Raw genomic sequence first — 22,573 nt, 5'->3', positions numbered from 1 at the left:
AAAACATATATAATAGAACAAAGAGGTGAAAAACATGTCAATTGAATCACTATGGAGCAGCCGCTTCCAACAACATATGCAAAATATCATTACATACTTTGCACGTATGATTAACGGTTTACTATATAGCTTTATCTTTATTTCATGCGTTGGTGCATACTACTATGCTCAGTTTCTAAAAGCATCTCCTTCTAAAGGAATATCTTTACTACTCATCACGATTGTACTTACATTCATTATAACGAGATGCCCGATCCGTACATTTATTCAAAAACCTGATGCTGTCTATTTACTAGCACTAGAAGAGAAATTAACATCTTATTTCAAAAAATCTCTTCTATATAATTACATCATTCAGCTTTTCCCATTATTATTTACATTCCTTATTCTCGTTCCACTTGCACTGCAATCATTACAAGTAACTGTACCTTTCTTATGTACAATCTTTATCGTTTTAATGATTACGAAAGCTTGGAACATGTACATACATTGGATGTGGCGTGATAGTCATGAAAACGGCATATGGTTCATTATTCGTATTACTTGTAACGCACTCATCATTTACATGCTGTTTTACTCAGCAAATGTTCTCATATTAGGCGGATTACTCTTACTACTTGCTTTCCTGCTTCTATATACGAAAAAGCAGCCTACAAAACGAATACCGTGGGATTACATAATTGAACAAGAAGAAAAAATGAACGTTCGTTTTTATCAATTTGCTAGCATCTTCACCGATGTTCCGCAACTAAATAAGCAAGTAAATAAAAGAAAATGGCTTACAACTTGGATTGAACCTTTATTACATAAAAAACGAGCAACTTTCTTCTATTTACATACACTAGCTTTTTTACGCGGGAATGATTATTTCGGTATATATATTCGTTTAGGATTGATCGGTGCCTTCGCCTTATATTTTATACCAAACATATACGTAAAAGGCGCTATCGCATATATCGTTCTATATATGATCTCTATGCAGCTCCGTTCCCTATGGAAATATTTTTCGGGAAATATTATTGCAGCATTATATCCAATTCATACTGAGAAACGAATGAATCAATTTCTTCACTTAATCTTTATATTGCTAAGCATTCAACTCATTGTATTTTCAATTGTTATACTCATTGCTACAGGTCAATTTTTACATAGCCTTATCATTATGATTATCGGGTTACTTTGGATCAAATTTATTATTGTACCAAAAACGAAGCAACGCGTTTCCTCGTTTTAACGAAAAGAATTATCTTAAAAGCTAAGGAGAGAATAAATTCTCTCCTTAGCTTTTTATTTTTCCTTCTCAAACAAGAATCACCGATACAATCGATATTTTTATGATTTTTACATAAAAAAATGATAATACATGTTTACGTCCTAATAAAAAGGGTATGTACTAAATTAACAAGGGAAACGAACTGGGGGGATTAGAAATTTAAAAGGAAATAGACAATACGACAAATTGCTCAAAGACGATTCTGGAACCGACAATATAATGTAAGGAGCGGATGAGAATGAGTAAAAAAATTGCTACTTTAATAACAGATTATTTCGAGGACACAGAATACACAGAGCCAGCAGAAGCTTTTAAACAAAAGGGATATGAATTAACAACTATTGAAACTGAAAAAGGGAAAACGGTACACGGTAAACAAGGAAAAACTGAAGTCGTAATTGATAAAGGTATCGATGATGTTTCTCCAGAGAACTTTGATGCCCTCTTCATACCAGGCGGATTTTCCCCAGATATACTTCGTGCAGATGAACGGTTTGTTCGCTTTAGCAAAGCATTTATGGATACGAAAAAACCTGTTTTTGCTATTTGTCACGGACCTCAATTACTCATCACTGCACAAACACTTGAAGGACGCGATGTGACTGGATATAAATCCATTGAGGTCGACTTGAAAAATGCCGGCGGAAATTTTCATGACAAAGAGGTTGTCGTATGCCAAAATCAGCTAGTAACAAGTAGACAACCTGAAGATATCCCAGCGTTTATTGAAGAATCATTGCGTATACTAGGATAGTTATTATAGGTTAGCCAAAATAGCTGTTTAGCTACTTTGGTTAACCTTTTTATTTGTATGAAAAATAAAAAGGAATGTCATTTTTAATGACCTACGGATTCCCCCCTTCTTCGTCCCAAAATTTCTAATCACTTTTCATAGGCATTTCTCATATAGTGAAAATGACTATACGATTCTTATCCATAAGTTAAATAATAATTTTACACATATATAAATAAAAAAAGATGGGAGCCTTAATCATGAATAACAATCCACCTTCAACGCCCCAAGACAATTCCGAAAACAATAACACTGCAAACATTAAGGGTCATCGGACTCGTCGTCCTTATTAGTGGTTATATCCTCGTTGCGCTCTCTGAAGTAGGTGAGCTGAAAGTCTTATTAACAAATCCAAATAGCAATCCTGATTTAGCTGAAGTTGATCCGTTTTAAAAGCCATATGAAAAGCGATTTCTAGCATCGCTTTTCATATCGTTTTATCCAATTTGAGAAACCTCGCCCTCATACTTCTCTTTCCCTATCGCTTTCATAAATAATAAAATACTGCTCATACCAACGATAAAGTACAGAGCACTCATGCCCCAAGATGCAAGAAATGAACCTAGCATAACACCCAATGCCCCGTTCATTTTTGCCACTTGAAAGACCATTCCGTTAATCGCCATATATGAACCTCTCGCCTCATTTGGCACCATATCTGCCATAATAGATTGACGTACTGGCACATACATCATCTCTCCTACCGTTTGGAAAAGCCCTGCAATTAATAAAATCCATAAGCTATTGCTCGTTCCAAGTATTGTAAAGCCAATCGTATAAATGAATAAACCTACATATAAGATTTTCAAATCGTTGAAGCTTTTCAGCATTTTAATAAGAAGTGCTGAACATAACACAACTAAAATGGTATTCTCTGCAGAAATCCAGCTCAGCATGCGAATACCTGTTAAATCAAACGTAACACCATTCCCGAATAAAAAGTGCACCGTTTCAAATTCCTTCTGCAAACGTACTCCTAAATAATTATTAATCTGAAACTCTAAAGATAACGTACATATACTTGCTGCACAAAAAATTAAAAACGCTCTATCTTTCATTACGACTTTATAACTATCTGCCATATCTTTTAATACATTTTTCTTTTCTACTGTTTTTCTAGCTACATACACCTCTTCCATATATACAGCCATCACATATAAAGTAATAATTGCAACTACTGTTAATACGATAAACAATTGTAATCTATAGTTTTCAAATAGTAGTCCTCCAAATATTGCTCCAATCGCAATGGATAAGTTAATTGCCCAGTAGTTAATGCTGTACATCACTTTTCGATTCTCAGGTGTACTCACATCAATTAACATCGCCTCTGTCGCAGGATTCATAAGTCCAGATCCTAGGCTATTCACTAGCATAAAGATAAATGTTAACCACGGTGAATCTACATAATCCGAATTCGCAACTCCCATACAAGCAATGGAAATGACTTGTATACTTTGACCGATAATCATCACCTTTTTACGCCCAAGCCGGTCTCCAACATATCCACCGTATAAACCAATTACTAATGAAGCTATGACATTAATAAGTAATAACGCACCAGCAATCGCACTACCTAACTTTATTGAAAAATAAATCGCCATAAATGGAAAAATCATCGTGGACACAGTACGTGTTAAAAACGAAGTTATAATTCTAATTTTTATATTTCGATGCATACTCCAAAATCCCATTGTTTCCCCCTCCTTATGCTTACTTATTTTACTTTGAAAAAAAGGAAGAAAAAGGTTAGAATATTCTAAAGAGTTTCCCCTTTTATGATAGAAGGAAGTGTATATATGAAAATTATGGACTATTACATTAGACTAAGACTACATGCACAAGATCAACAACATATGCGAAATAGCTTACAAGAATTAGCGGATGTTTTATATTGCAGTACGAAAAACGTAAAGATTTTATTAAAGAAAATGAGCGAGGAACAATTAATTAGCTGGACTCCAGGGCGAGGACGCGGAAATAAAACAGAAATTCTATTTATACATAATTTCGTAGAAGCGATTGAGTCCTATACAGATGAACTGTTAGCGCGAGAAAAATTAAAGGACGTTTTTCTTCTTTTAAAAGAACCCCTCCCCCTTGCACTTCAAAAAAAGATAGAAAATAAACTACATCATCATTTTGGATACGAACCTTCAAATGATATGTACGACATATTAAAAATTCCTATATCGAGAAAGATATTCCCCTTAGATCCGGCTTTTGTGGCTGTAACTACAGAAAGCCATCTTACAAGTCAAATTTTTGATACGTTAGTCGTTTATAACGATGTTACGGAAAAAATGGAGCCACACATTGCGCATACGTGGGAATTAAGTGAAGACGGGCTTACGTGGACTTTTTATTTACGAAAGGACATTCATTTTCATAACGAAACAGTTTTAACTTCTAAAGATGTACAATTTTCATTTGAAAGACTAAAAGAAGTTCACTCTCCTTTTGAATGGTTAACAGAAGAAATTGTTCAAATTGAAACGCCATCACCACTGCAAATTCGATTTCATTTAGCAAAACCAAATTTATTTTTCTTACACTATGTAAGTTCCATACAATTAGCAATTTTACCGCGTGATGTGAGTATCCAAAATCATCATTACATAGGTACTGGACCTTTCAAACTTGCTCATTACTCTGAAGATAATATCGTGCTCGAAGCGTTCACTCATTATTTTAAAGAGCGCGCTTTATTAGACCGTATTGAATTTTGGGGTATTCCTGATCATGTACAAATCGATGCTGATTATGAACTACCAAATGAAGAGAAAAATGAAAGACACAATATACAAATAGAAGAAATAGGTTGTATTTATGCTAGCTTCAACTTTACAAAACCTGGTCCTCATCACGACATTTACTTTCGAAAGGCTTGGAGAGAACTATATGACGTTGAAACGATACTTCGTAGCATAGAGGGTAGACGAACAATTGCTGCATCAAGCTTTTTCCCTGAAAGAAGTCGCCAAGCTTCTAAAAGGTCTTACTCTTTAGAAAAAGCGAAAGAGTATTTAAAAAAGAGCACTTATAATGGAGAGACGATACATATTTACTTCTTCGCATTTAAAGATAGTGCAAATGATGCATATTTCTTAAAAGAACGATGTGAAAGTTTAGGTATACAAGTAGAGCTTCACCCCTTTCTCGTTTCAGATTATATGAACCGTTCTATCGATCAACATGCCGATATTATTTTCATGGGAGAAGTGTTTGCTGCCGATCATGAACTTGCATTCTTAAATGTATTCAAAAATAAAAGTTGCTTCGTAAACCGGTTCATGGACCCGCACTATGAAAAACAAATTAACTGTTTACTTGATACATTTTTACTAGAAGAAAATAAGGAGAAACGCTACGAGCTCATGTATGAGATTGAAGAATTTTTACAAACAGAACACATCATTTTATTTAACTATCACGTTTTAAAAAGAAAAACATATCCTTCTGCTTTAAAAAATGTAACAATTGATTCATTCGGCTGGGCAAATTTTGCGAAGTTATGGATACAGCCATCTACGTATTAAAGTATGAGTTTTTATAAAAGGAGAAGGTACTACATCCTTAGTAGTACCTTCTTCACATACAAGTATAAACTATTATTTAATTACTCCATCTAAATGATCTTTCAAGTTCAATAAATACTGCTCAATATCCGGATTCTTCACCACATCATAACAAGCAAAGCTCTTTAACGGGCTCATACCAAGAAACTTCTGCACGCGGTGTAAATGACTAAGCGTTGATTCTAGACTTTCCCCTTCAAAGAACTTCGTCTTATCTCCAAAAGAATTTTCAGGTGCATTCCAAGTTGTAGAGAACATATACTCTTTCTCTGTTAATAAACCACCTGTTCCATATTCATCTGCACCTTTAAAGAACAAACCGTATTCATACACTTCATCCATATACGTTTTAAATAAGCCCGGTACACTAAACCAATAAATTGGCGTTTGATAAATCACCACATCAGCCCATAAAAACTTCTCTTGTTCTTCTTTAATACTATAGCCATCTTGAATCGTTGTTGTTTTCACATGATGCTTCTCACTTAATACCGTTACCATATAATCAACTAACGTTTTATTTAATCGTCCTTCTTTCGTACCGTATTTTTCATGTCCATTTATAATAAATATATTTTTCATCACTTTTCTCTCCCCTATATAATTTACTCCTCAGCTACTAACCCAAGTTGTTGTTTCAGCGTAAGATTATCTTCTAAATGCCAGTCTTCTGTAATCTTTCCGTCTTTTACATGTAAAATATCAATTGCAAAAAAATCGATTTTTTTATCGTTATGCGTTCCTGTAAAAGAAAGACGAGCTGTTACTTTATCACCGACGACTAATAAATCTTCAATCTCGCAATGTATGTTAGGAACAACTTTATGAAAGTTTTGCGCCGCAAACTTTAATCCTTCCATGCCTTGTGGTCGCCCTTTCGGCAATGTATGATCGAAAAAATTTTCAGTAACAGTCTGCGGAATAAGCTCCTCTTTACCTGTATCCCAAAATGCATAAAAACGCTGCGCTGCATGAACCATTTCGGTCGCCTCCTTTTGACTTAATGAGGGATCAATTGTCATCGCTTTTGGCTTTGGCATTTCTTTTAATAACTGGACTTCCGTTTTTTCTTCCACGCCGCATGCTACAAGTACAATACAAACAACAAACAAACTAAGGAATCTAAACAACTTTTTTATCCCCATGAAAATCACCTCCTCCTCATCTAAACCCTTTGTATTTCGTATTGCTATTGTATATGCACTAACTTCCTTTATGGAAGTAGTGATATTTTTTTCATATAGTTACCAAAAGTATAGTTATGTGATACTATAAAGAAAATTCAGCCAAAAAAATTTTATGGAGGCTAGTTCCATGAACAATATAGATTCAGTTGAATTAACGAAAGGTTTACCTGGCATACCTTGTCCTATCGCTAAAACGCTTGATGTAATTAGTACGAAATGGACATTTTTAATCATTCGTGACCTTCTTATCGAAGGAACATTACGCTTTAGTGATTTACAAAAATCAATGGATGGTATTAGTCCAAAAACATTATCGCTTCGACTAAAAGAATTAGAGTCTCAAGGCATTATAACGAGAAAAGTATATCCAGAAGTTCCGCCTCGTGTAGAGTACACATTAACGGATAAAGGAAAGCAATTAGAGGGGGTATTTATTGAATTAAAACGGTTTGGATTAAGCTTATAAAACAAAAACCCCTTACCGTCGTAAGGGGTTTTATTACTTCGCAAAACTTTCAGCTAGCTGTTTCTCTCTCCACATAAATGTAATAGCGAGACCAACTATTAAAACAACTCCTGAAAATGCATATGGATAATGAATGTTCATATCAAATAATATTCCGCCCATCGCCGGTCCTGCTATATTTCCTAAACTCGTATAAGTTGAGTTCATACCAGCGACGAATCCTTGCTCTTTTCCAGCTGCTTTTGATAAAAACGTCGTTAAAGCTGGACGAAGTAAATCAAATGCAAGGAAAATGAAGCACGTAACGAGAAGTACAATCCAATAATTAAAGACTACAGTTGAAACGAACGCTAATACTGCACCTACAATTAAACATATTTGAATTAACACTTTTTCACCGAATATATCAACCAATTTACCAAACATAAATACTTGCACAACTACCCCAAAGATTGAACTAATTGTAATAATTGCCGCAATATCTTTCGGTGTAAATCCAAACTTATGATCAGAGAACAGACTAAACACCGTTTCATACGCTGATAAACCGAATGCAAGTACAAATACGATAATAAATGCGATTGCATACATTGGATGTAATGATTTCTTTAAATCACCAATAAAGCTTGATTCTTTCGTATTAGAAGAAATCTCTGCAAGCTCCTCTTTCGTTAACGGTTCTTTTAAAATAAAAATCGAAATTACACATGCTATAAAAGCAATTGCTGCTGCAACGAAAAACGGCACACGTATACCGTATTCTGCAATAAATCCGCCGATTCCAGGTCCTATAATAAAGCCGGTACTAATAGCAGCAGATAAATATCCCATCGCCTTTGGACGTTCCTGTATAGATGTAATATCCGCAACATATGCCGTAACACCAGGCATAATAAACGCAGCACTAATTCCACCTAACACCCTCGCTGCATAGAGCATCCATACATCTGTTCCTAATCCAAACAGAAGCTCTGAAACACCAAAAATAAATAATCCAATGATGATCATTTTCTTCCTACCATAAAGGTCGACCCACCGACCTGTAATAGGTGAAGCAATAAGCTGAGCCATTGCAAACACTGCAACGAGATATCCCATCGTCTTACCTGTTAAACCCATATCATTCATAAAGGACGGCATAACCGGAATGATTAATCCAATCCCTAAAAAAGCGATAAATATATTACTCAAAAGAATGACCAATACCATCTTTTGTTCTTTTATCGGTTTCTTCACTTTTAACACCTCTTCCCGTAAGCTCCTCTCAAAAAATAATGCCCAAGAAGCTTTTTCTTTATCCTGCTATTTGTGGGCTAATCATGAGTAGAGATGCCCCTACTCGTTAGAATTTCACTATATCCTTCCACACATACATACGCATTAGGTGAATGACTATCATTCAGTTTTCCTCAAAAATGAACCTACCTTCTCAGACAGGTTCATCTCACTATTTCTTTATATGTAATGCATGTGTTAAAAAATCTAGTACTTCTGCCTTTTGTAGCTCCACTTGCTCATCATCTTTATGATCATATAAATACACTTGTTCCGCTGCTGATTCAACTAGAGCGATAAATAACTTCGCTGTTCGCTCTGCGTGAACCGAATCACGAATTTCACCAGCTTCTTTCGCCCCACTTAAAAATTCACTTAGCCACATATAAAGAGGCTCATACACAGCTTCCCATTCTTTTATATGTTCCGTAGATGCAAGACCCGCATACATTAAAGCTTGTATTTCACGATATTCCGCTATGAAGTGAAACACCGCATCTATTACTTGCGTAACTTTACTTGAAAAAGGCGCATCGTTTTGCACTTTTTCTTTCACTGCAAGGATCATCTTCTCAACCATCACTTCTGCTATTGCAGGCATAACAGATAACTTAGAAGGAAAATATAAATAGAAAGTTCCTTGTGCAATGCCAGCCAATTTCACGATATCAGAAATCTTCGTTTTTTCAACGCCCTTTTCCTGAAACACTTCAATAGCTGCATAGACAATTTTCTCTTTTTTATTCATCATCTAAACCCTTTCACACGCGTATTGAATGACTGTCACTCATTTTATAGAATAACTAGCTATACTGTCAATTATCGTGTACTTTTTACGATAAAAATCTCCTAACGACTTGTTAGGAGATACAGTATATCTTTACGAAAGAGCCTTTAACCCTGTCACGCCGCATACAATAAGAGCCACACTAATGATACGTGCTTTACTTTTCGACTCACCAAGCAGGAACATGTTTAATAAAACGGCACCTGCTGTTCCAATACCAATCCAAACCGCATACGCGACACTTACTTGTAAAAATAAGAAAGATGTATACAAGAATGCAAAAGATGTAGCAAACCCACCTATATAAAGTGCACCATTTGCTAACGTTTTATCTTTACTATACATTTTAAGGCCGATCACACCGACTATTTCACTAATTGCAGCACAAAATACGAAAAACCAACCCATCTTTAAGCAGCTCCTTCCACAGTTTCTTCTTTATTATCAGCTAGTTTTAAACCGATAACGCCGGCTACAACCATCACGATAAAGAATAATTTCCCTACACTGAAACTCCCGCCGAAAAGGAATACATCCATTAAGAAAGTACCTACCGTACCAGCTCCGGCGAAAACAGCATATACAGTCCCTGTTGCAAGATGCTCACACGCTTTAGAAAGGAAGTGAAAATCAACAGCGATAACGCCTAAAATAATAATCCAATGCCACCAAGTATCGGCTGTATTAAAACCAAACACCCAAAAAATTTCAAAGATACATGTTAATATGACATATAACCAAGCTCTATTCTTCATACCTCTCACCTCTTATGACTGACTATCAGTCATTTTTGTTTTAAAAAAATATACTCCTTCATCACTACTATATAAACAACTATCATCCTCATTTACCATTTATATTTGTTCCGTTTTCAAGCAAATGGCATCCTGCTACACAAAATGACTGAATGTCATTCATGAGTATTGTACATGAATATTTAAAAAACTGTCAATGCCAAAAATTTATTTCATCCGATTTGTATATTTCCTAATAACCTGTCAATACTGCTAGTAACATAATATTTTCTCCACTCCCCCTTGGAGAGATCCCTTGAATATGAACTGCACCCCAATTGTTAGACACAGTCTAACAATTGGAGGTGCAGTTTTTCTATGGCTAAATTTACAGCTGATGAAAAAATACAAATCGTTCTACGTTATTTGAAAGGAAATGAAAGTTGTCGAGAAATCGGTATAAGTAACACAATCATTCTGAATTGGGTAAACCAATATAAACAGAATGGTGTGGAAGCTTTTCTAAAACGGTGTACAAATTACACACAACAATTTAAACTAGACGTACTAAACTTTATGATTGAAAACGGTATGTCCTTATTTGAGACGGCAGCTATCTTTAACATTCCTGCCCTTCAACGATTTCTGTTTGGAAAAAACAGTTCGAAATACAAGGAATTGATGCCCTTCAATCTAAGAAAAAGGGGCGTCCATCCATGAAAAAAGATTCAAATAAACAATTAAAACAGCGTTAGCTGAAGGGTCAGTTGAGGCACTTGAAGCACGTGTTCAACAGCTTGAAATGGAAAATGAGTACTTAAAAAAGTTGAATGCCTTAGTTCAAAACAAGGAAAAATCACGAAACAAGACAAAGCGCAAGTAGTCTATGAATTAAGGCATAAATATTCGGTGAAGGCACTCGTGGAGCTAGCTGGCATTCCACGGATTACGTATTATGATTTAGTAAAAAAAATGAATCGTCCGGATCAAGATGCCGATTTGAAAGCTGAAATTAAAGCGATTTATGAGGAAAATGAAGGTCGTTATGGCTACCGTCGCATTCGTGATGAATTAATGAATCGTGGTCAGAAAGTGAATCACAAGAAGATTCAGCGCATTATGAAAGAGCTTGGATTAAAGTGTGTTGTGCGTATGAAGAAATATAAATCCTATAAAGGAAAAGTCGGTAAAATTGCACCTAATATGTTAGAGCGTAATTTCTACACAGATGCCCCGAATCAAAAATGGGTAACGGGCATCACAGAGTTTAAATTGTTTGGAGAAAAACTGTATGTATCACCTGTATTAGACTTGTATAATGGTGAAATGATTACCTATACAATTGGTTCTAGACCGACGTATTCACTTGTTTCAGAGATGTTAGAGAAGGCATTAGAACGTTTACCTGAAAACCACCAACTACTGATGCATTCGGATCAAGGGTGGCATTATCAAATGAGACAATACGTCCGTACACTTGAATCAAGAGCGATTGTCCAGAGTATGTCTCGAAAAGGTAACTGTTACGACAACGCAGTAATAGAGAATTTCTTTGGGATTATGAAGTCGGAGTTCCTCTATATAAAAGAATTTGAAAGTGTAGAACATTTTAAAATAGAATTAAAAAAATATATCGATTATTATAATACGAAACGGATTAAGGCAAAATTAAAAATGAGCCCGGTACAATACCGGACTCCCTTTTATCAAGCTGCCTAATGAAATAACCGTGTCTAACTTTTAGGGTTCACTTCACTTTATAGCTGCTCTTTTTATTTTCATCTTTCATAATCCCAATCGCATGTTCACTTGATTTAAAATAAATATTTACTTATGCAATACTGTCACGATATTCCTCTCTATAAATTCCCAAAAAGCCATTTTGAATTCTTTTTAAATCTGATTTTCTTCGTTCTAAATCAGTAATGAGATGTGTAGCTTCTTCAGATTTCAAGCTATACATTCCTTTCTACAAAATAGCATTTTCACTCAATTATCATTTCACTTTTTTGTTCTACAATTCGATATGCAATATTTCATATTTCATTATTGCAATATCACTTTATTAACCATCTCATTATATAAACGCGTTTCTATTGTGCGTTAAATCAGCATTTGTAATTTAATTCCTTATTTAAAATATCTAGTTTTTATTTTTAAACACTATATTCGGATAATTATATTGGAATTTCTTGCTCTACACATCCAAATACATATTGTGTATTATGTAGGAGAAGAGTAATTAAAAGACTTACTCTTTGCTATTGAGGGAAGAGCCTGAGAGCCATATCAGGCTCTTCTTTGTTTATATGTCATGTATTTGAATTTTACAGTATGAAAAACTAATTGAAATTCTTAACAACATTTCATATTTGACTAAAATATAGATACCCACTATTACATAAATAATAATGGGCCCTTTTCTCCCTGAAAACTTCACCCAACATACCGAATCATCGCTACTTCATCACAATAATCTACCTTTGGACAATGCCTACAATCAATCCATACTTTCTCTGGCAATGCATCTCTATTCACAAAATCAAACCCGCACTTTTGAAAAAATTCCGTTTCATATGTTAAAGAAATAACTCTACTCACTTTTATTTTCGCAGCTTCATTCATGACATGATTCACTAACATACGTCCAATCCCTTTTCCTGCATATGTATGCGAAACGACTAACGACCGGACTTCTGCTAGGTCCTCCCCTAATACATGTAAACCAGCAACTCCAACAATTTCTTCTCCATCCTTCATAACATATAAACATTGTAAGTATTGATAGAGAGATAAAAGAGAACGCGGTAAAACCACTCCCTCTTTTGCGTAAATCTCAATAAGACTATAAATTTCTTTCACATCACTCGTAACTGCGTTAAAGATTTTCATATTCTATCCCCTTACCCTCAATATTAATATTTATAAACCCAAATGAATTTTAATTCATAATTTTATATAATAATACATCTCTCTTTTCTCCTCGTCAATCACTTTATACAAACAAAAAACCAAGCAATCTAATCGATGCTCGGTTCCTCATTTCGTATCGGTAATACGGTCGAATATTTAATTTCACGAAGTGCTAAACTCGTCTGTATCTTTGTAATACCAAGCTTATTCAGCTTTCTAATAAACTGCTCTAATTCTTTACGATCACGATTTGCGACCTTTAATAAATAATCATACTCTCCTGTTAAGCAGTGACATTCTAACACTTCAGGCATCGCTTCTAATTCTTTTTCCAACACGTCAAGTTTATCCGATTGATGAATATTCGTACTCATAAAAATGAAGCATAACAAATCAAAACCAAGCTTTTCTTGGTTTAAAATGGCTACTTGCTTATCAATGAATCCTTCTCCATCTAATCTTTTTATTCTCGCATGCATCGCAGCTGGTGATAAGTTAACGCGACGTGCCAGCTCTGCATTACTTACTTGTGACTCCTTCTGTAATATATCTAAAATTTGTACATCTAAATCATCCAACACTTTAATAACAGATGACTCCATTATAATTCCCCCTTTTTTCTTACCGATGATTATTCGAAAAAACACCTTATAACTTATATAAAACTGAATATCTTTCTTTAAATATCATTTATAACAAAACATTTTATCGATTTTTATCCATTATACAAAAGAATATATTACACAATAAAGAAAAATGCTAAAATTATTTACAATTCACATTGATTACAACAAAGGGGATTTTAATATGCCTTATTTTTATGTCTTTTTACTATTACTAACGAGCTTATTATGGGGAGGAAACTTTGTCGTTGGAAAATCACTCGTTGATCACGCATCTCCAATGACACTTACAAGTTTAAGATGGATGATTGCGATCGTTTGTTTATTACCGATGGTATGGTTTAAAGAAAAGAAAATCATTCCACCACGCGCTGCGATACTTCCGTTAATATTGATGGGAATTTCAGGGGTTGCTCTTTTTAACATCTTTCAATTTTTAGCATTAGAAAAAACATCCGCAACAAATGTAGGGCTTATTTCTACATTAAACGCGATTTCTATTGCACTATTTTCTGTCTTATTTCTAAAAGAAAAAGTAAATACACTTCAAATTCTATCTATGATTCTTTCATTCTTTGGGGTTATTCTTGTCCTATTAAAAGGTAACTTTGCACTTTTATTTTCACTACATTTTAATAGTGGTGACTTATGGATGATTGCGGCTGTTTGCATTTGGGGAATGTATTCTGTTTGTAGTAAATGGGCAACAAAAACAACGACACCGCTTATGGCGACGCTTTACTCTGGTATTTTCGGCGTTATTTTATTACTGCCATTTAACATTGGAAGCTTCACTGTTACAAATATCAACACTTCTTTTATAACATCACTTTTATATACAGGACTCATTTCCACAGTTCTTTGTATGGTATTTTGGAATGTTGGCGTACAAAAATTAGGAGCAACTACATCCGGCATTTTTCTAAACTTCAATCCCATTTTCACAGCTATTTTAGCATTCCTTTTCCTCGGAGAAGAATTAACGTGGATTCAAATTTTAGGGACAATGATCGTTGTGACAGGATGTTATTTATTTTCTCATTTCAAAACAGTTGCTGTTCAGCCAACTAGAGCTTTAATAAGAAAACATTCGTAATGAAAAAACATCGTCATCTGAGTTGGCGATGTTTTTATTTTCTCTTCATTTCTTTTATATACTGCTTTTCCTCTTCTGGTGATAAACGTTCTGTTGCCTTACCAGTATCTCCACCTTGAAGGCTCCATAAAAAGTTGTGCTCCTCAACAGTTTGAGAAAAATCTCCTTTTTCCCATCTATTTATAATAGAAAATAACTTCATTTTATATTGAAAACCTGTGCTATTTTCAATATCTCTTTTCACATTAGAAATTTCCTTATTTGTCATTTCTACAAATCCCCATTTTTCAGAGGATTTTACCTTTTGGTGTACCATTTTGTGCATAGTAGAAATCATTTCACCTTCACTAACTTGTGGAGATTCTTCTGCAACTTTCTTCTCTTTTTCGTTTGCCACTTGCTGGGTTTGAATATTTTTATTTTCTTTTTCCACATATGCAAGCAATTTCTTTCCGCCAACTATAGACGAGAAAATTATTATAATTGTAATGCATATACCTACGCCCCATTTAAAAAGCATTAACTCTTCATCGCTTCTCTAACAAGATGACTATCTACATATTGCTTAAACTTCACAATTTTTCCGTTCTCAAGTTGCCATACATGAACAAATTCTGCTTCAAATGATTTTCTCGTTTCTTTATAAACTCCTGAATACATACCTTCAGCAATAATTACATCTTTTCCGCTTACTTCGTGATATGTATTTACACTTGCTTTATAATCATCCCATTCTGATCCTAATCGGCTAAATACATTTTCCATTATTGCTTCTACACCGATATAAGTTCCCCCGTACGGGAACCCTTCCGCCTCTGTCCATTCTGCTTTTTCAGAAAGGGCTTCTGCTAAATGTTTTGCATTCGAAGAAGCTGATCCTTCATATGTACTTCGAATAATTTCTAAGTTTGATTTAGACATGTTACTTCCTCCCGTTTTATTTATTTTTACACAAGATGTAACTCATGCAGTTACATCTTGTGTAAAAAAATATTAAATTGTTTTATTCTTAATCTATAAGTTGTAATCATTATAGTTACAATCGTTATTCAAGTCAACAATTTATAAATAAAATCTACTTCGTTTTCATTACTTTCTCTTTTAAGAAACGATCTACATATCCTTCTGCTTTTACAACGAATAAATACGCACCCATTGATAATAATGCAAGATCTAATTCATATCCTGGATTCTTTCCATCTCCTAATAAACCGGCTGCTCCATTTACCTTTACGATAGCTCCAGCTAAAATAAGAGCGAATAACAATCCTACATATCTTACGCCTAAACCGATAATTAATAATATACCACCAACTAATTCAACTGTTGCTACGCCATATGCAAGACCGCCTGGTAAGCCAATACTTGTAAACCAGCCTGCTACGTTATCGATACCTGATTGAAATTTCGCTAAACCATGTGCAAAGAACGTTACTCCTAACACCATACGAATAATTAAATTCCCAATATATTGATTCATTTTTTTCTCTCCTTTTTGTTTTGTTATGGTGAACTTTTATTTACAAGTCAAAACAATACGGTATTTCATTTCATTCGTCAAATACTTTTTTAAAGAAAACAAAAAACATTATCCCTTTTCCGGATAATGTTTTCCTACAAAGTAGCGTTAATTCAAGCTTTTACTCTATCGCACAAAAAAGTTGAAACATTTTTCCAGCACCAACATACGGCAATAAAGAAATATCCTCTTCTACAACCATGCCAACAACGTTCACTTTCTCATCTACAGGCAAATCATGTATAGCAACTTGCATCTCGCCAGCATATCTACCGTACAATTCATTATCAATTGTAATGCTGCCTTTCTTTCTTAAAGTTGCATTCATCGGCTGTAAAATCACTTTATTTTCTTCTCTTGATTCTACAGAACGAATGACATCACGAGCTGGATCCAGCCTATTTGTATGCACTTGTTCCACTATTTTTAATACTTCTTTATCAGTTATAAACGATTTGTACCGCAGCGGGATAATCCCTCTACTCGCACTCGCTATCTCTTGTACACTTTCTAGACTTCCGCTTATATCCCCGATTAACACCTTATCGACACCACAATCTTGTACAAGTTCTAAATACGCTTCAAGCGGGCGCATATTGCGGTGCTTTTCTAACGTTGGTAATCCTTCATATAACGGGCCCCGTTTCTCCCCATCCCCTGGAATAAATGCCATCGTTTTTATTCCGCACTCATGCAAATATTGATTTTGCTGTTGCAAGAAGGACTTTGCTAGTCCTGTTTCCGGGCGCGGGTAAAAATTATGCCATGCTTCTACATTCTCTACCTTTATATTTTCTATGATTAACTCTTTCCAAAATGAATCTGTAATCGTGCTCGCATTTAAAGCTACTTTCATCTTGTGAGATACGCGTGCGATTTCTTTTGGCGCAATGCCGTAGTCCATTCTTAAGCCTGTAATGCCCCAGTCCAATAGCTCTTCCACATTTTCATATGTTAGCCCTAAATGGTGTAACGATTTTGGAGAAACATCGACCATTAACTCCATTTCATTTTCAAGAGCTTGCTTCCCAAGGATTTGAATTAACTCTTTATACGTACCAGGGTCATCTTCTGGTATATGAAGTGATGTAAAAATAGATGAAAATCCGTTTTTCTTCGCTACTTTTAGCCATTCTTCTTGTTTCTTTACTCGCTCTTTTGAAAGATAAATTGATACTCCTAGCATATGAATCTCCCTTTCTATGAATAAAAAAAGAGAAAGGAATCCCTTTCTCTATATGTTTTCTGCCATTTCTTCTTTAAATCCAAAGAAGTACGTAAAGATGAATCCGAACGTATATGCCACTACTAATCCAAGGAAATATAATAAATATTTATTATCAGCAATTAACGGAATTAATGATAATCCGGATACACCAATTCCGAGTGCAGCTGTTTTCATAACTGCTTGGAATGCACCACCGACAGCTGCCCCTAAACAAGCGGTAAGAAACGGTTTCCCAAGTGGTAATGTAACCCCGTATAATAACGGTTCGCCAATTCCTAAAAAGCCAACTGGTAATGCACCTTTAATTACGTTACGAAGTCGTTTGTTTTTTGTTTTCACATAGATGGCGATCGCAGCTCCTACTTGCCCAGCTCCAGCCATTGCGAGTACTGGTAATAAAGGTGTTACGTGCGTTTGATTAATAAACTCCATATGAATCGGTGTTAAACCGTGATGTAATCCGACCATAACGAGCGGTAAAAATGTCCCCGCAAGTACTGCTCCTGCAAACGCGCCACCAATACTTAAAATACCATTAATTCCGCTTGTAATTCCTTCAGATAAGAAACCTGCTACCGGCTGAATGGCTAACATCGTTACGATACTTACGACTAACACAGTAATAAGCGGTGTCACGATAATATCAACTGCATTTGGCACAGCTTTTCGAACTTGTTTTTCCACTACAACCATAAGCCACGCTGCAAAAATAACTGCAAACAATCCACCCCGTCCGGGTACGAGCGCTTCACCGAATAATTTTACAGTCGCCATCGCCGGGTTAAAAATTAAAATACCAGCAATTGCCCCAAGAACCGGTGTCCCGCCAAACTCTTTCGCTGTATTCCAGCCGACTAAAATGCCTAAGAATGTAAAGATACCGCCGCCAATGAGTAGCAACATTTGTAGCCACGTTGCATTCGGATCAGCACCTGCATTTTTCGCAAAGTTAGCGACCCCATTTATAATACCTGATGCAACAAGACCCGGAATTAATGGAATGAAAATACTTCCTATTTTTCTTAAAAAGTTTTTCACCGGTGTATTATTTTTCTTCTTAATCTCTGACTTCATCTCTTGCCCAAGATCTTCAAGGTGATGATCTGCCACCTCACCAATTCGGAGTCCCGTTAAACCTTCCATTTCAGCTGCTACTTTATTTACCGTCCCCGGACCAACGACAACTTGAAGCGTCTCATCTTCAATAACTCCCATAACCCCTTCAACCTTTTTCAAAAGGTCCATATTCACTTTACTTTCATCATGAAGCGTTAATCGCAGTCTCGTCATACAATGAGCAATGCCACGAATATTTTTTACTCCCCCAAGTTGCTCTGAAATTTCTCTGGCCATTCTCTCTTCTTTCTTCATAATAGAATCCCCCTCCCTATTATTTTATAGTGCCTTTTTTACAAACCCTTTCGCTTCTTTTAATTTCTGCAGTGCTTCCCCATACTCACACTGCAATAACACCATAACAATCGCAGCTTTCACGTTACGTTCTGCTTTTTCATAATGCTCTGCCGCTACTTCATAACTAACACCTGTTGCTTCCACAATAATTCGTTTTGATCGTTCTATTAACTTTTCATTTGTAGATTGCACATCTACCATTAAGTTTTTATATACTTTCCCAACACCAATCATAGATGCTGTTGAAATCATATTGAGCACTAATTTTTGCGCTGTACCAGCCTTCAAACGCGTTGAGCCTGTTAAAATTTCTGCGCCTGTTTCTACTTCCACATTTAGTTTTGCATATTTACTTATTTCAGCATTTTTATTACAGGAGATACTCGCTGTACTCGCTCCTACGCTATTCGCGTACTTCAAGCCACCAATAACATAAGGAGTTCGACCACTTGCTGCAATTCCAATTACAGTATCTTTCTCGTTTAATCCAATACTTTTTAAATCTTCGTCCGCTAACTCTTCACGGTCTTCTGCACCTTCTACCGCTTTAGTAAACGCTTTCAATCCGCCTGCTATAAATCCTTGCACCATTTTATCGTCTGTGCCAAATGTCGGCGGACATTCCACTGCGTCCAAAATACCTAAACGGCCACTTGTACCAGCCCCAATGTAAATTAATCGGCCCTCTTCTTCGAAAGATTTAATAACAGTCTGCACAACTTTTTCAATCTGCTCTATTTCATTTTCAACTGCTAATGCAACAGTTCGATCTTCTTCATTCATACTTTGCAGAACTTCTTTTATGCTCATCTCATCTAAATTCATCGTCTTCTCATTACGATGTTCTGTCGATAAATTTTCTAACATATTCCCACCTACTTTGAAATTTAATTTCATGCTTTTATTATAACTTCAAGAAATTTAAAATCAATATTACTTTACTATTTTATGAAATTTAATTTCTTTTCATGACGAATTTATGTCCGTCCGTATGCAAAAAAAGATGGGTTTCCCCATCTTCTCATTTCAACTTCCGTAATCGCAAAGCTTCTTCTCTTGTCTCCATAAATTGATCCAACACTTTATTACCAATACGATTAAAAGTAATCACATATAGAGCATCTATCATGTTCAATTGCGTCATTCTTGAAGCAATACTCGCAATACGATGATCTTGTTCTACATCTGGCATACAAAGACGAATATCCGCCTCTTTATATAACGGTGATGATTGATCGAGCTTCGTAATCGCAATAACTGTTGCACCTTGTCTCTTCGCGTATTGCGCCATTTCAAGTACATCTTTCGTACGACCAGATGTTGAAATTGCCACAAATATATCGCCTTCTTTTAAATTCGTCACAAGTGGCAACATCATATGAAAATCAGATAGCATCATCGCTGTAAATCCGAGCCTTGTAAATTTATAAGCTCCGTCCATCGCCGGAGTAGCTGATCCGCCTACCCCGTAAAAAATAATTTTATCGGCATTTACAATATGATCTGCAGCTTTTTCAAGTTCTTTTTTATCTATCGCCGTCACGCTCGCCTCAATTGCAGCTTTATTCACATACGTAACTTTATTAAACAAGTCGTACGGTCCATCTTCCGTATTCATCACTGAAAAATCGTTAATATTATAATCAGCAATCGTTAATTCGCGAACGAGCGCGATTTTAAATGCTTTAAAACTTCCGATTCCAATCGACTTACAAAAGCGAACAACACTCGCCTCACTTGCGCCCGCATTCGTTGACACTTCTTTCGTCGTTAAGTTCGGAACAATCTCTGCATTCTCCGTTATGTACATGGCAACCTTCTTTTCAGCTGGTGAAAATTGATCCATATTACTTTCAATTTTAAATAGTAACGTTGAAGCTTTCACTATTTAACCTCCACTTCTTACGGTTGCGTTTACTTATTTTCTCTTGCTTCAAGAAGGTAAAAACCATCATCGCCAGGAGGATGAAACACATTTACAATGCGATTCCTTTTTTGGTAAACAGTTCTTTCCCCTTCTGTCCACTTCTTTTCCCAACCGTTCATCCAAATCGCAACATCAGGTAAAAAAGCAGTATATTTCAGCTTCTGGTCGTACTCACCATCTGCTTCTTCCGAGAAAATAGAAACCGGAAAATCTTTCACTTTTGATTCTTTCCATGCAGTAAATGGTATGCACAATAAAAGAAGTATAATTACACCTATAATCTTTCCCTTCGTAATCCTCAAACACATCCTTCTCCTTGTCATATCACATACATAGATTTTACCATAATTACAAACCTTTCATGCCACATGACTATTGCTTTTCCAATAAAAAAAGAGCTTACCTACATCAGATAAGCTCTTCCTCTTTACACGAAATATTTCTTTAAAAGCGGCGGTGTAATAATCGTCGTTAATATAACAACAATAACAATCGCTGTGAAATTTTCTTTCGCTAATAAATTTGCCGTAAGTCCATTCGCTGCGATGATAAGCGCTACTTCACCACGTGATACCATCCCAGCTCCGATACTAATAGAAGATTGAAGGTTAAATCCTGTTAACCTTGCTCCTAAACCTGATCCAATTAGCTTTGTAAAAATCGCGATAAGCGTCATGATGATAATGAACCAAAGCTGACTTCCGATACCTTGAAATGTAATTTCCATTCCGATACTTACGAAGAACACAGGCACAAATATCGCATACGCAATCGGTTCAATTTTATGTTCTACTTCGTGCTTATACTCTGTTTGCGAAATGGCAATTCCAGCTGCAAATGCGCCAATAATACCTGCAATTCCCATCATTTCACTATAATACGAAAAAGAGAAACAAATAATAAGAGCTGCACTAATTAACGCTTCTGTTACACGAAGTGGTACAAGCATTTTCATAATCCACGGAACAACTTTCCATGCGATAAAAACGATGCTGACGAAGAAAATAATTTTCTTTACGATAACAAGTGTTATATTCACATCTTGCGTTCCTAAAAAACTCATAACAAACGCTAATAAAATAACGACGATCACATCGTCAAATACGGCAGCACCTAAAATCGTTGTACTTTCTCTCGTATTCATTTTTCCTAAATCTCTTAGCGTTTGCACTGTAATACTAACTGACGTTGCGCAAAGTAATAACCCTAAAAAAATTGCATGAGATTGTATTAGTCCAAACAGCAATCCTGTTACATAACCACCTATGAAAGGAAAAATAATTCCACCAGCTGCTACTGCAAATGATGATTTCAAATTCCGATTTAGTTCTTCTAAATCTGTTTCAAGTCCAGCCATAAACATAAGGAGTAAAACACCAATCTCACTCAGCTCATCAATCAGTTCAGAACTATTTATAATACCAAGTACAGCTGGACCGATAATAATACCGATAATTAATTTACCAAGTACAGAAGGCTGGCCAAGCCTCACGCTAATATCACCAGCTAATTTCGTACAAAGTAAAATGACGACAAGTTCAAAATAAAATAACATAGCATCTTCTCCTACTTTAACTTTAATCAGTGGGTCGTTAACCCTCGTCCATTCCTGCAAGTAGTTTCTCCTATTCATCCGCATTTTATTTGTCATATTTTTATTTGACAAAATATTCTGAATTATATTAAGATTAATCCAGCAATTTTAAAAACTACGCACCATAACTGTACCTCGATTTCCTTACATACTCTTTTCTAGTGGGC

Annotated in this window: 24 protein-coding genes and 2 pseudogenes; 7 read left to right on the top strand and 19 right to left on the bottom strand. The window is 35.5% G+C overall.

The genetic code is table 11. The features are described 5' to 3' along the window. Positions 1–34 precede the first annotated feature (34 nt). The 3 genes and pseudogenes from MKY00_RS04490 (at position 35) to MKY00_RS04480 (ending at position 2,459) form a co-directional block, all read left to right on the top strand. Positions 35–1,234: an ABC transporter permease gene (locus tag MKY00_RS04490; RefSeq protein ID WP_016716569.1), complete on the top strand. Its 1,200-nt coding sequence runs from the start codon at positions 35–37 to the stop codon at positions 1,232–1,234. A 277-nt stretch (positions 1,235–1,511) separates the two neighbouring features. Next, on the top strand, positions 1,512–2,027 hold the full coding sequence (locus tag MKY00_RS04485; RefSeq protein WP_016716568.1) for a type 1 glutamine amidotransferase domain-containing protein: 516 nt from the start codon (positions 1,512–1,514) through the stop codon (positions 2,025–2,027). Between the two features lie 239 nt (positions 2,028–2,266). Then, a pseudogene (locus MKY00_RS04480) lies at positions 2,267–2,459 on the top strand (hypothetical protein). 44 nt (positions 2,460–2,503) lie between these two features. On the opposite strand, the gene MKY00_RS04475 reads toward MKY00_RS04480, so the two are convergent. Next, complete coding sequence (locus MKY00_RS04475; RefSeq protein ID WP_016716567.1) at positions 2,504–3,760, bottom strand: MDR family MFS transporter; 1,257 nt, start codon at positions 3,758–3,760, stop codon at positions 2,504–2,506. 84 nt (positions 3,761–3,844) lie between these two features. On the opposite strand from MKY00_RS04475, the gene MKY00_RS04470 reads away from it, so the two are divergent. Next, entirely contained in the window at positions 3,845–5,605 is a 1,761-nt protein-coding gene (locus MKY00_RS04470; RefSeq protein WP_016716566.1) for an SgrR family transcriptional regulator, read from the top strand. Between the two features lie 72 nt (positions 5,606–5,677). On the opposite strand, the gene MKY00_RS04465 is transcribed toward MKY00_RS04470, so the two are convergent. Beyond that, the gene (locus tag MKY00_RS04465; protein ID WP_011040036.1) at positions 5,678–6,226 is read right to left on the bottom strand and encodes an NAD(P)H-dependent oxidoreductase; all 549 of its coding nucleotides are present in this window, start codon (positions 6,224–6,226) and stop codon (positions 5,678–5,680) included. Between the two features lie 23 nt (positions 6,227–6,249). Continuing rightward, positions 6,250–6,789, bottom strand: coding sequence for an ester cyclase (locus MKY00_RS04460; protein WP_016716565.1), 540 nt, complete (start codon positions 6,787–6,789; stop codon positions 6,250–6,252). A gap of 169 nt (positions 6,790–6,958) precedes the next feature. On the opposite strand from MKY00_RS04460, the gene MKY00_RS04455 reads away from it, so the two are divergent. Next, positions 6,959–7,297 (top strand): winged helix-turn-helix transcriptional regulator, encoded by a 339-nt coding sequence (locus MKY00_RS04455; RefSeq protein WP_016716564.1) that lies wholly within the window; start codon positions 6,959–6,961, stop codon positions 7,295–7,297. A 33-nt stretch (positions 7,298–7,330) separates the two neighbouring features. Here MKY00_RS04455 and MKY00_RS04450 read toward each other — a convergent pair whose 3' ends face one another. The 4 genes from MKY00_RS04450 to MKY00_RS04435 form a co-directional block, all read right to left on the bottom strand. Then, on the bottom strand, positions 7,331–8,533 hold the full coding sequence (locus tag MKY00_RS04450) for an MFS transporter (protein WP_000742937.1): 1,203 nt from the start codon (positions 8,531–8,533) through the stop codon (positions 7,331–7,333). A 211-nt stretch (positions 8,534–8,744) separates the two neighbouring features. Continuing rightward, positions 8,745–9,323, bottom strand: coding sequence for a TetR family transcriptional regulator (locus tag MKY00_RS04445; protein ID WP_016716563.1), 579 nt, complete (start codon positions 9,321–9,323; stop codon positions 8,745–8,747). 129 nt (positions 9,324–9,452) lie between these two features. Continuing rightward, entirely contained in the window at positions 9,453–9,767 is a 315-nt protein-coding gene (locus MKY00_RS04440) for a DMT family transporter (protein WP_016716562.1), read from the bottom strand. 2 nt (positions 9,768–9,769) lie between these two features. Then, positions 9,770–10,114, bottom strand: coding sequence for a DMT family transporter (locus MKY00_RS04435; RefSeq protein ID WP_000796016.1), 345 nt, complete (start codon positions 10,112–10,114; stop codon positions 9,770–9,772). 357 nt (positions 10,115–10,471) lie between these two features. Between MKY00_RS04435 and MKY00_RS04430 the strand changes: the two are divergent. Next, positions 10,472–11,812: pseudogene (locus MKY00_RS04430) on the top strand (IS3 family transposase). 112 nt (positions 11,813–11,924) lie between these two features. Here the strand turns inward: MKY00_RS04430 and MKY00_RS04425 are convergent. From MKY00_RS04425 to MKY00_RS04415, 3 genes are all read right to left on the bottom strand, one after another. Then, positions 11,925–12,047 (bottom strand): hypothetical protein, encoded by a 123-nt coding sequence (locus MKY00_RS04425; protein ID WP_016716560.1) that lies wholly within the window; start codon positions 12,045–12,047, stop codon positions 11,925–11,927. A 482-nt stretch (positions 12,048–12,529) separates the two neighbouring features. After that, positions 12,530–12,985 carry an N-acetyltransferase gene (locus MKY00_RS04420; protein WP_000689149.1) on the bottom strand — a complete coding sequence of 152 codons (456 nt, stop codon included), beginning with the start codon at positions 12,983–12,985 and terminating at the stop codon, positions 12,530–12,532. 128 nt (positions 12,986–13,113) lie between these two features. Then, entirely contained in the window at positions 13,114–13,608 is a 495-nt protein-coding gene (locus tag MKY00_RS04415) for an Lrp/AsnC family transcriptional regulator (protein ID WP_016716559.1), read from the bottom strand. 205 nt (positions 13,609–13,813) lie between these two features. Between MKY00_RS04415 and MKY00_RS04410 the strand changes: the two genes are divergently transcribed. Further along, the gene (locus MKY00_RS04410; protein WP_016716558.1) at positions 13,814–14,725 is read left to right on the top strand and encodes a DMT family transporter; all 912 of its coding nucleotides are present in this window, start codon (positions 13,814–13,816) and stop codon (positions 14,723–14,725) included. Positions 14,726–14,759: 34 nt separating this feature from the next. Here MKY00_RS04410 and MKY00_RS04405 read toward each other — a convergent pair whose 3' ends face one another. From MKY00_RS04405 to MKY00_RS04365, 9 genes are all read right to left on the bottom strand, one after another. Further along, the gene (locus MKY00_RS04405; protein WP_016716557.1) at positions 14,760–15,245 is read right to left on the bottom strand and encodes a PRK06770 family protein; all 486 of its coding nucleotides are present in this window, start codon (positions 15,243–15,245) and stop codon (positions 14,760–14,762) included. After that, positions 15,245–15,646 (bottom strand): nuclear transport factor 2 family protein, encoded by a 402-nt coding sequence (locus MKY00_RS04400; protein ID WP_016716556.1) that lies wholly within the window; start codon positions 15,644–15,646, stop codon positions 15,245–15,247. Before MKY00_RS04400 ends, MKY00_RS04405 begins: the two co-directional genes overlap by 1 nt. Before the next feature lie 154 nt (positions 15,647–15,800). Further along, on the bottom strand, positions 15,801–16,205 hold the full coding sequence (locus MKY00_RS04395) for a DoxX family protein (protein WP_016716555.1): 405 nt from the start codon (positions 16,203–16,205) through the stop codon (positions 15,801–15,803). 160 nt (positions 16,206–16,365) lie between these two features. Then, entirely contained in the window at positions 16,366–17,430 is a 1,065-nt protein-coding gene (locus MKY00_RS04390) for a DUF871 domain-containing protein (RefSeq protein ID WP_016716554.1), read from the bottom strand. A gap of 48 nt (positions 17,431–17,478) precedes the next feature. Then, on the bottom strand, positions 17,479–18,843 hold the full coding sequence (locus MKY00_RS04385) for a PTS transporter subunit EIIC (protein ID WP_016716553.1): 1,365 nt from the start codon (positions 18,841–18,843) through the stop codon (positions 17,479–17,481). 24 nt (positions 18,844–18,867) lie between these two features. Next, positions 18,868–19,752 (bottom strand): N-acetylmuramic acid 6-phosphate etherase, encoded by an 885-nt coding sequence (gene murQ, locus MKY00_RS04380; RefSeq protein WP_016716552.1) that lies wholly within the window; start codon positions 19,750–19,752, stop codon positions 18,868–18,870. A 154-nt stretch (positions 19,753–19,906) separates the two neighbouring features. Then, entirely contained in the window at positions 19,907–20,770 is an 864-nt protein-coding gene (locus MKY00_RS04375) for a MurR/RpiR family transcriptional regulator (RefSeq protein ID WP_000648179.1), read from the bottom strand. 29 nt (positions 20,771–20,799) lie between these two features. Beyond that, positions 20,800–21,114: a hypothetical protein gene (locus tag MKY00_RS04370; RefSeq protein ID WP_016716551.1), complete on the bottom strand. Its 315-nt coding sequence runs from the start codon at positions 21,112–21,114 to the stop codon at positions 20,800–20,802. 125 nt (positions 21,115–21,239) lie between these two features. Then, positions 21,240–22,463, bottom strand: a complete 1,224-nt coding sequence (locus MKY00_RS04365; protein ID WP_374203341.1) for a cation:proton antiporter — start codon at positions 22,461–22,463, stop codon at positions 21,240–21,242. Positions 22,464–22,573 lie beyond the last annotated feature (110 nt).

This window comes from Bacillus sp. FSL R9-9834 (assembly GCF_038006905.1).
Taxonomy (GTDB): Bacteria; Bacillota; Bacilli; order Bacillales; family Bacillaceae_G; genus Bacillus_A; species Bacillus_A pacificus.
The sequence above is the reverse complement of the archived record's forward strand: the minus strand, read 5'-3'. Positions and strand labels throughout refer to the sequence as shown.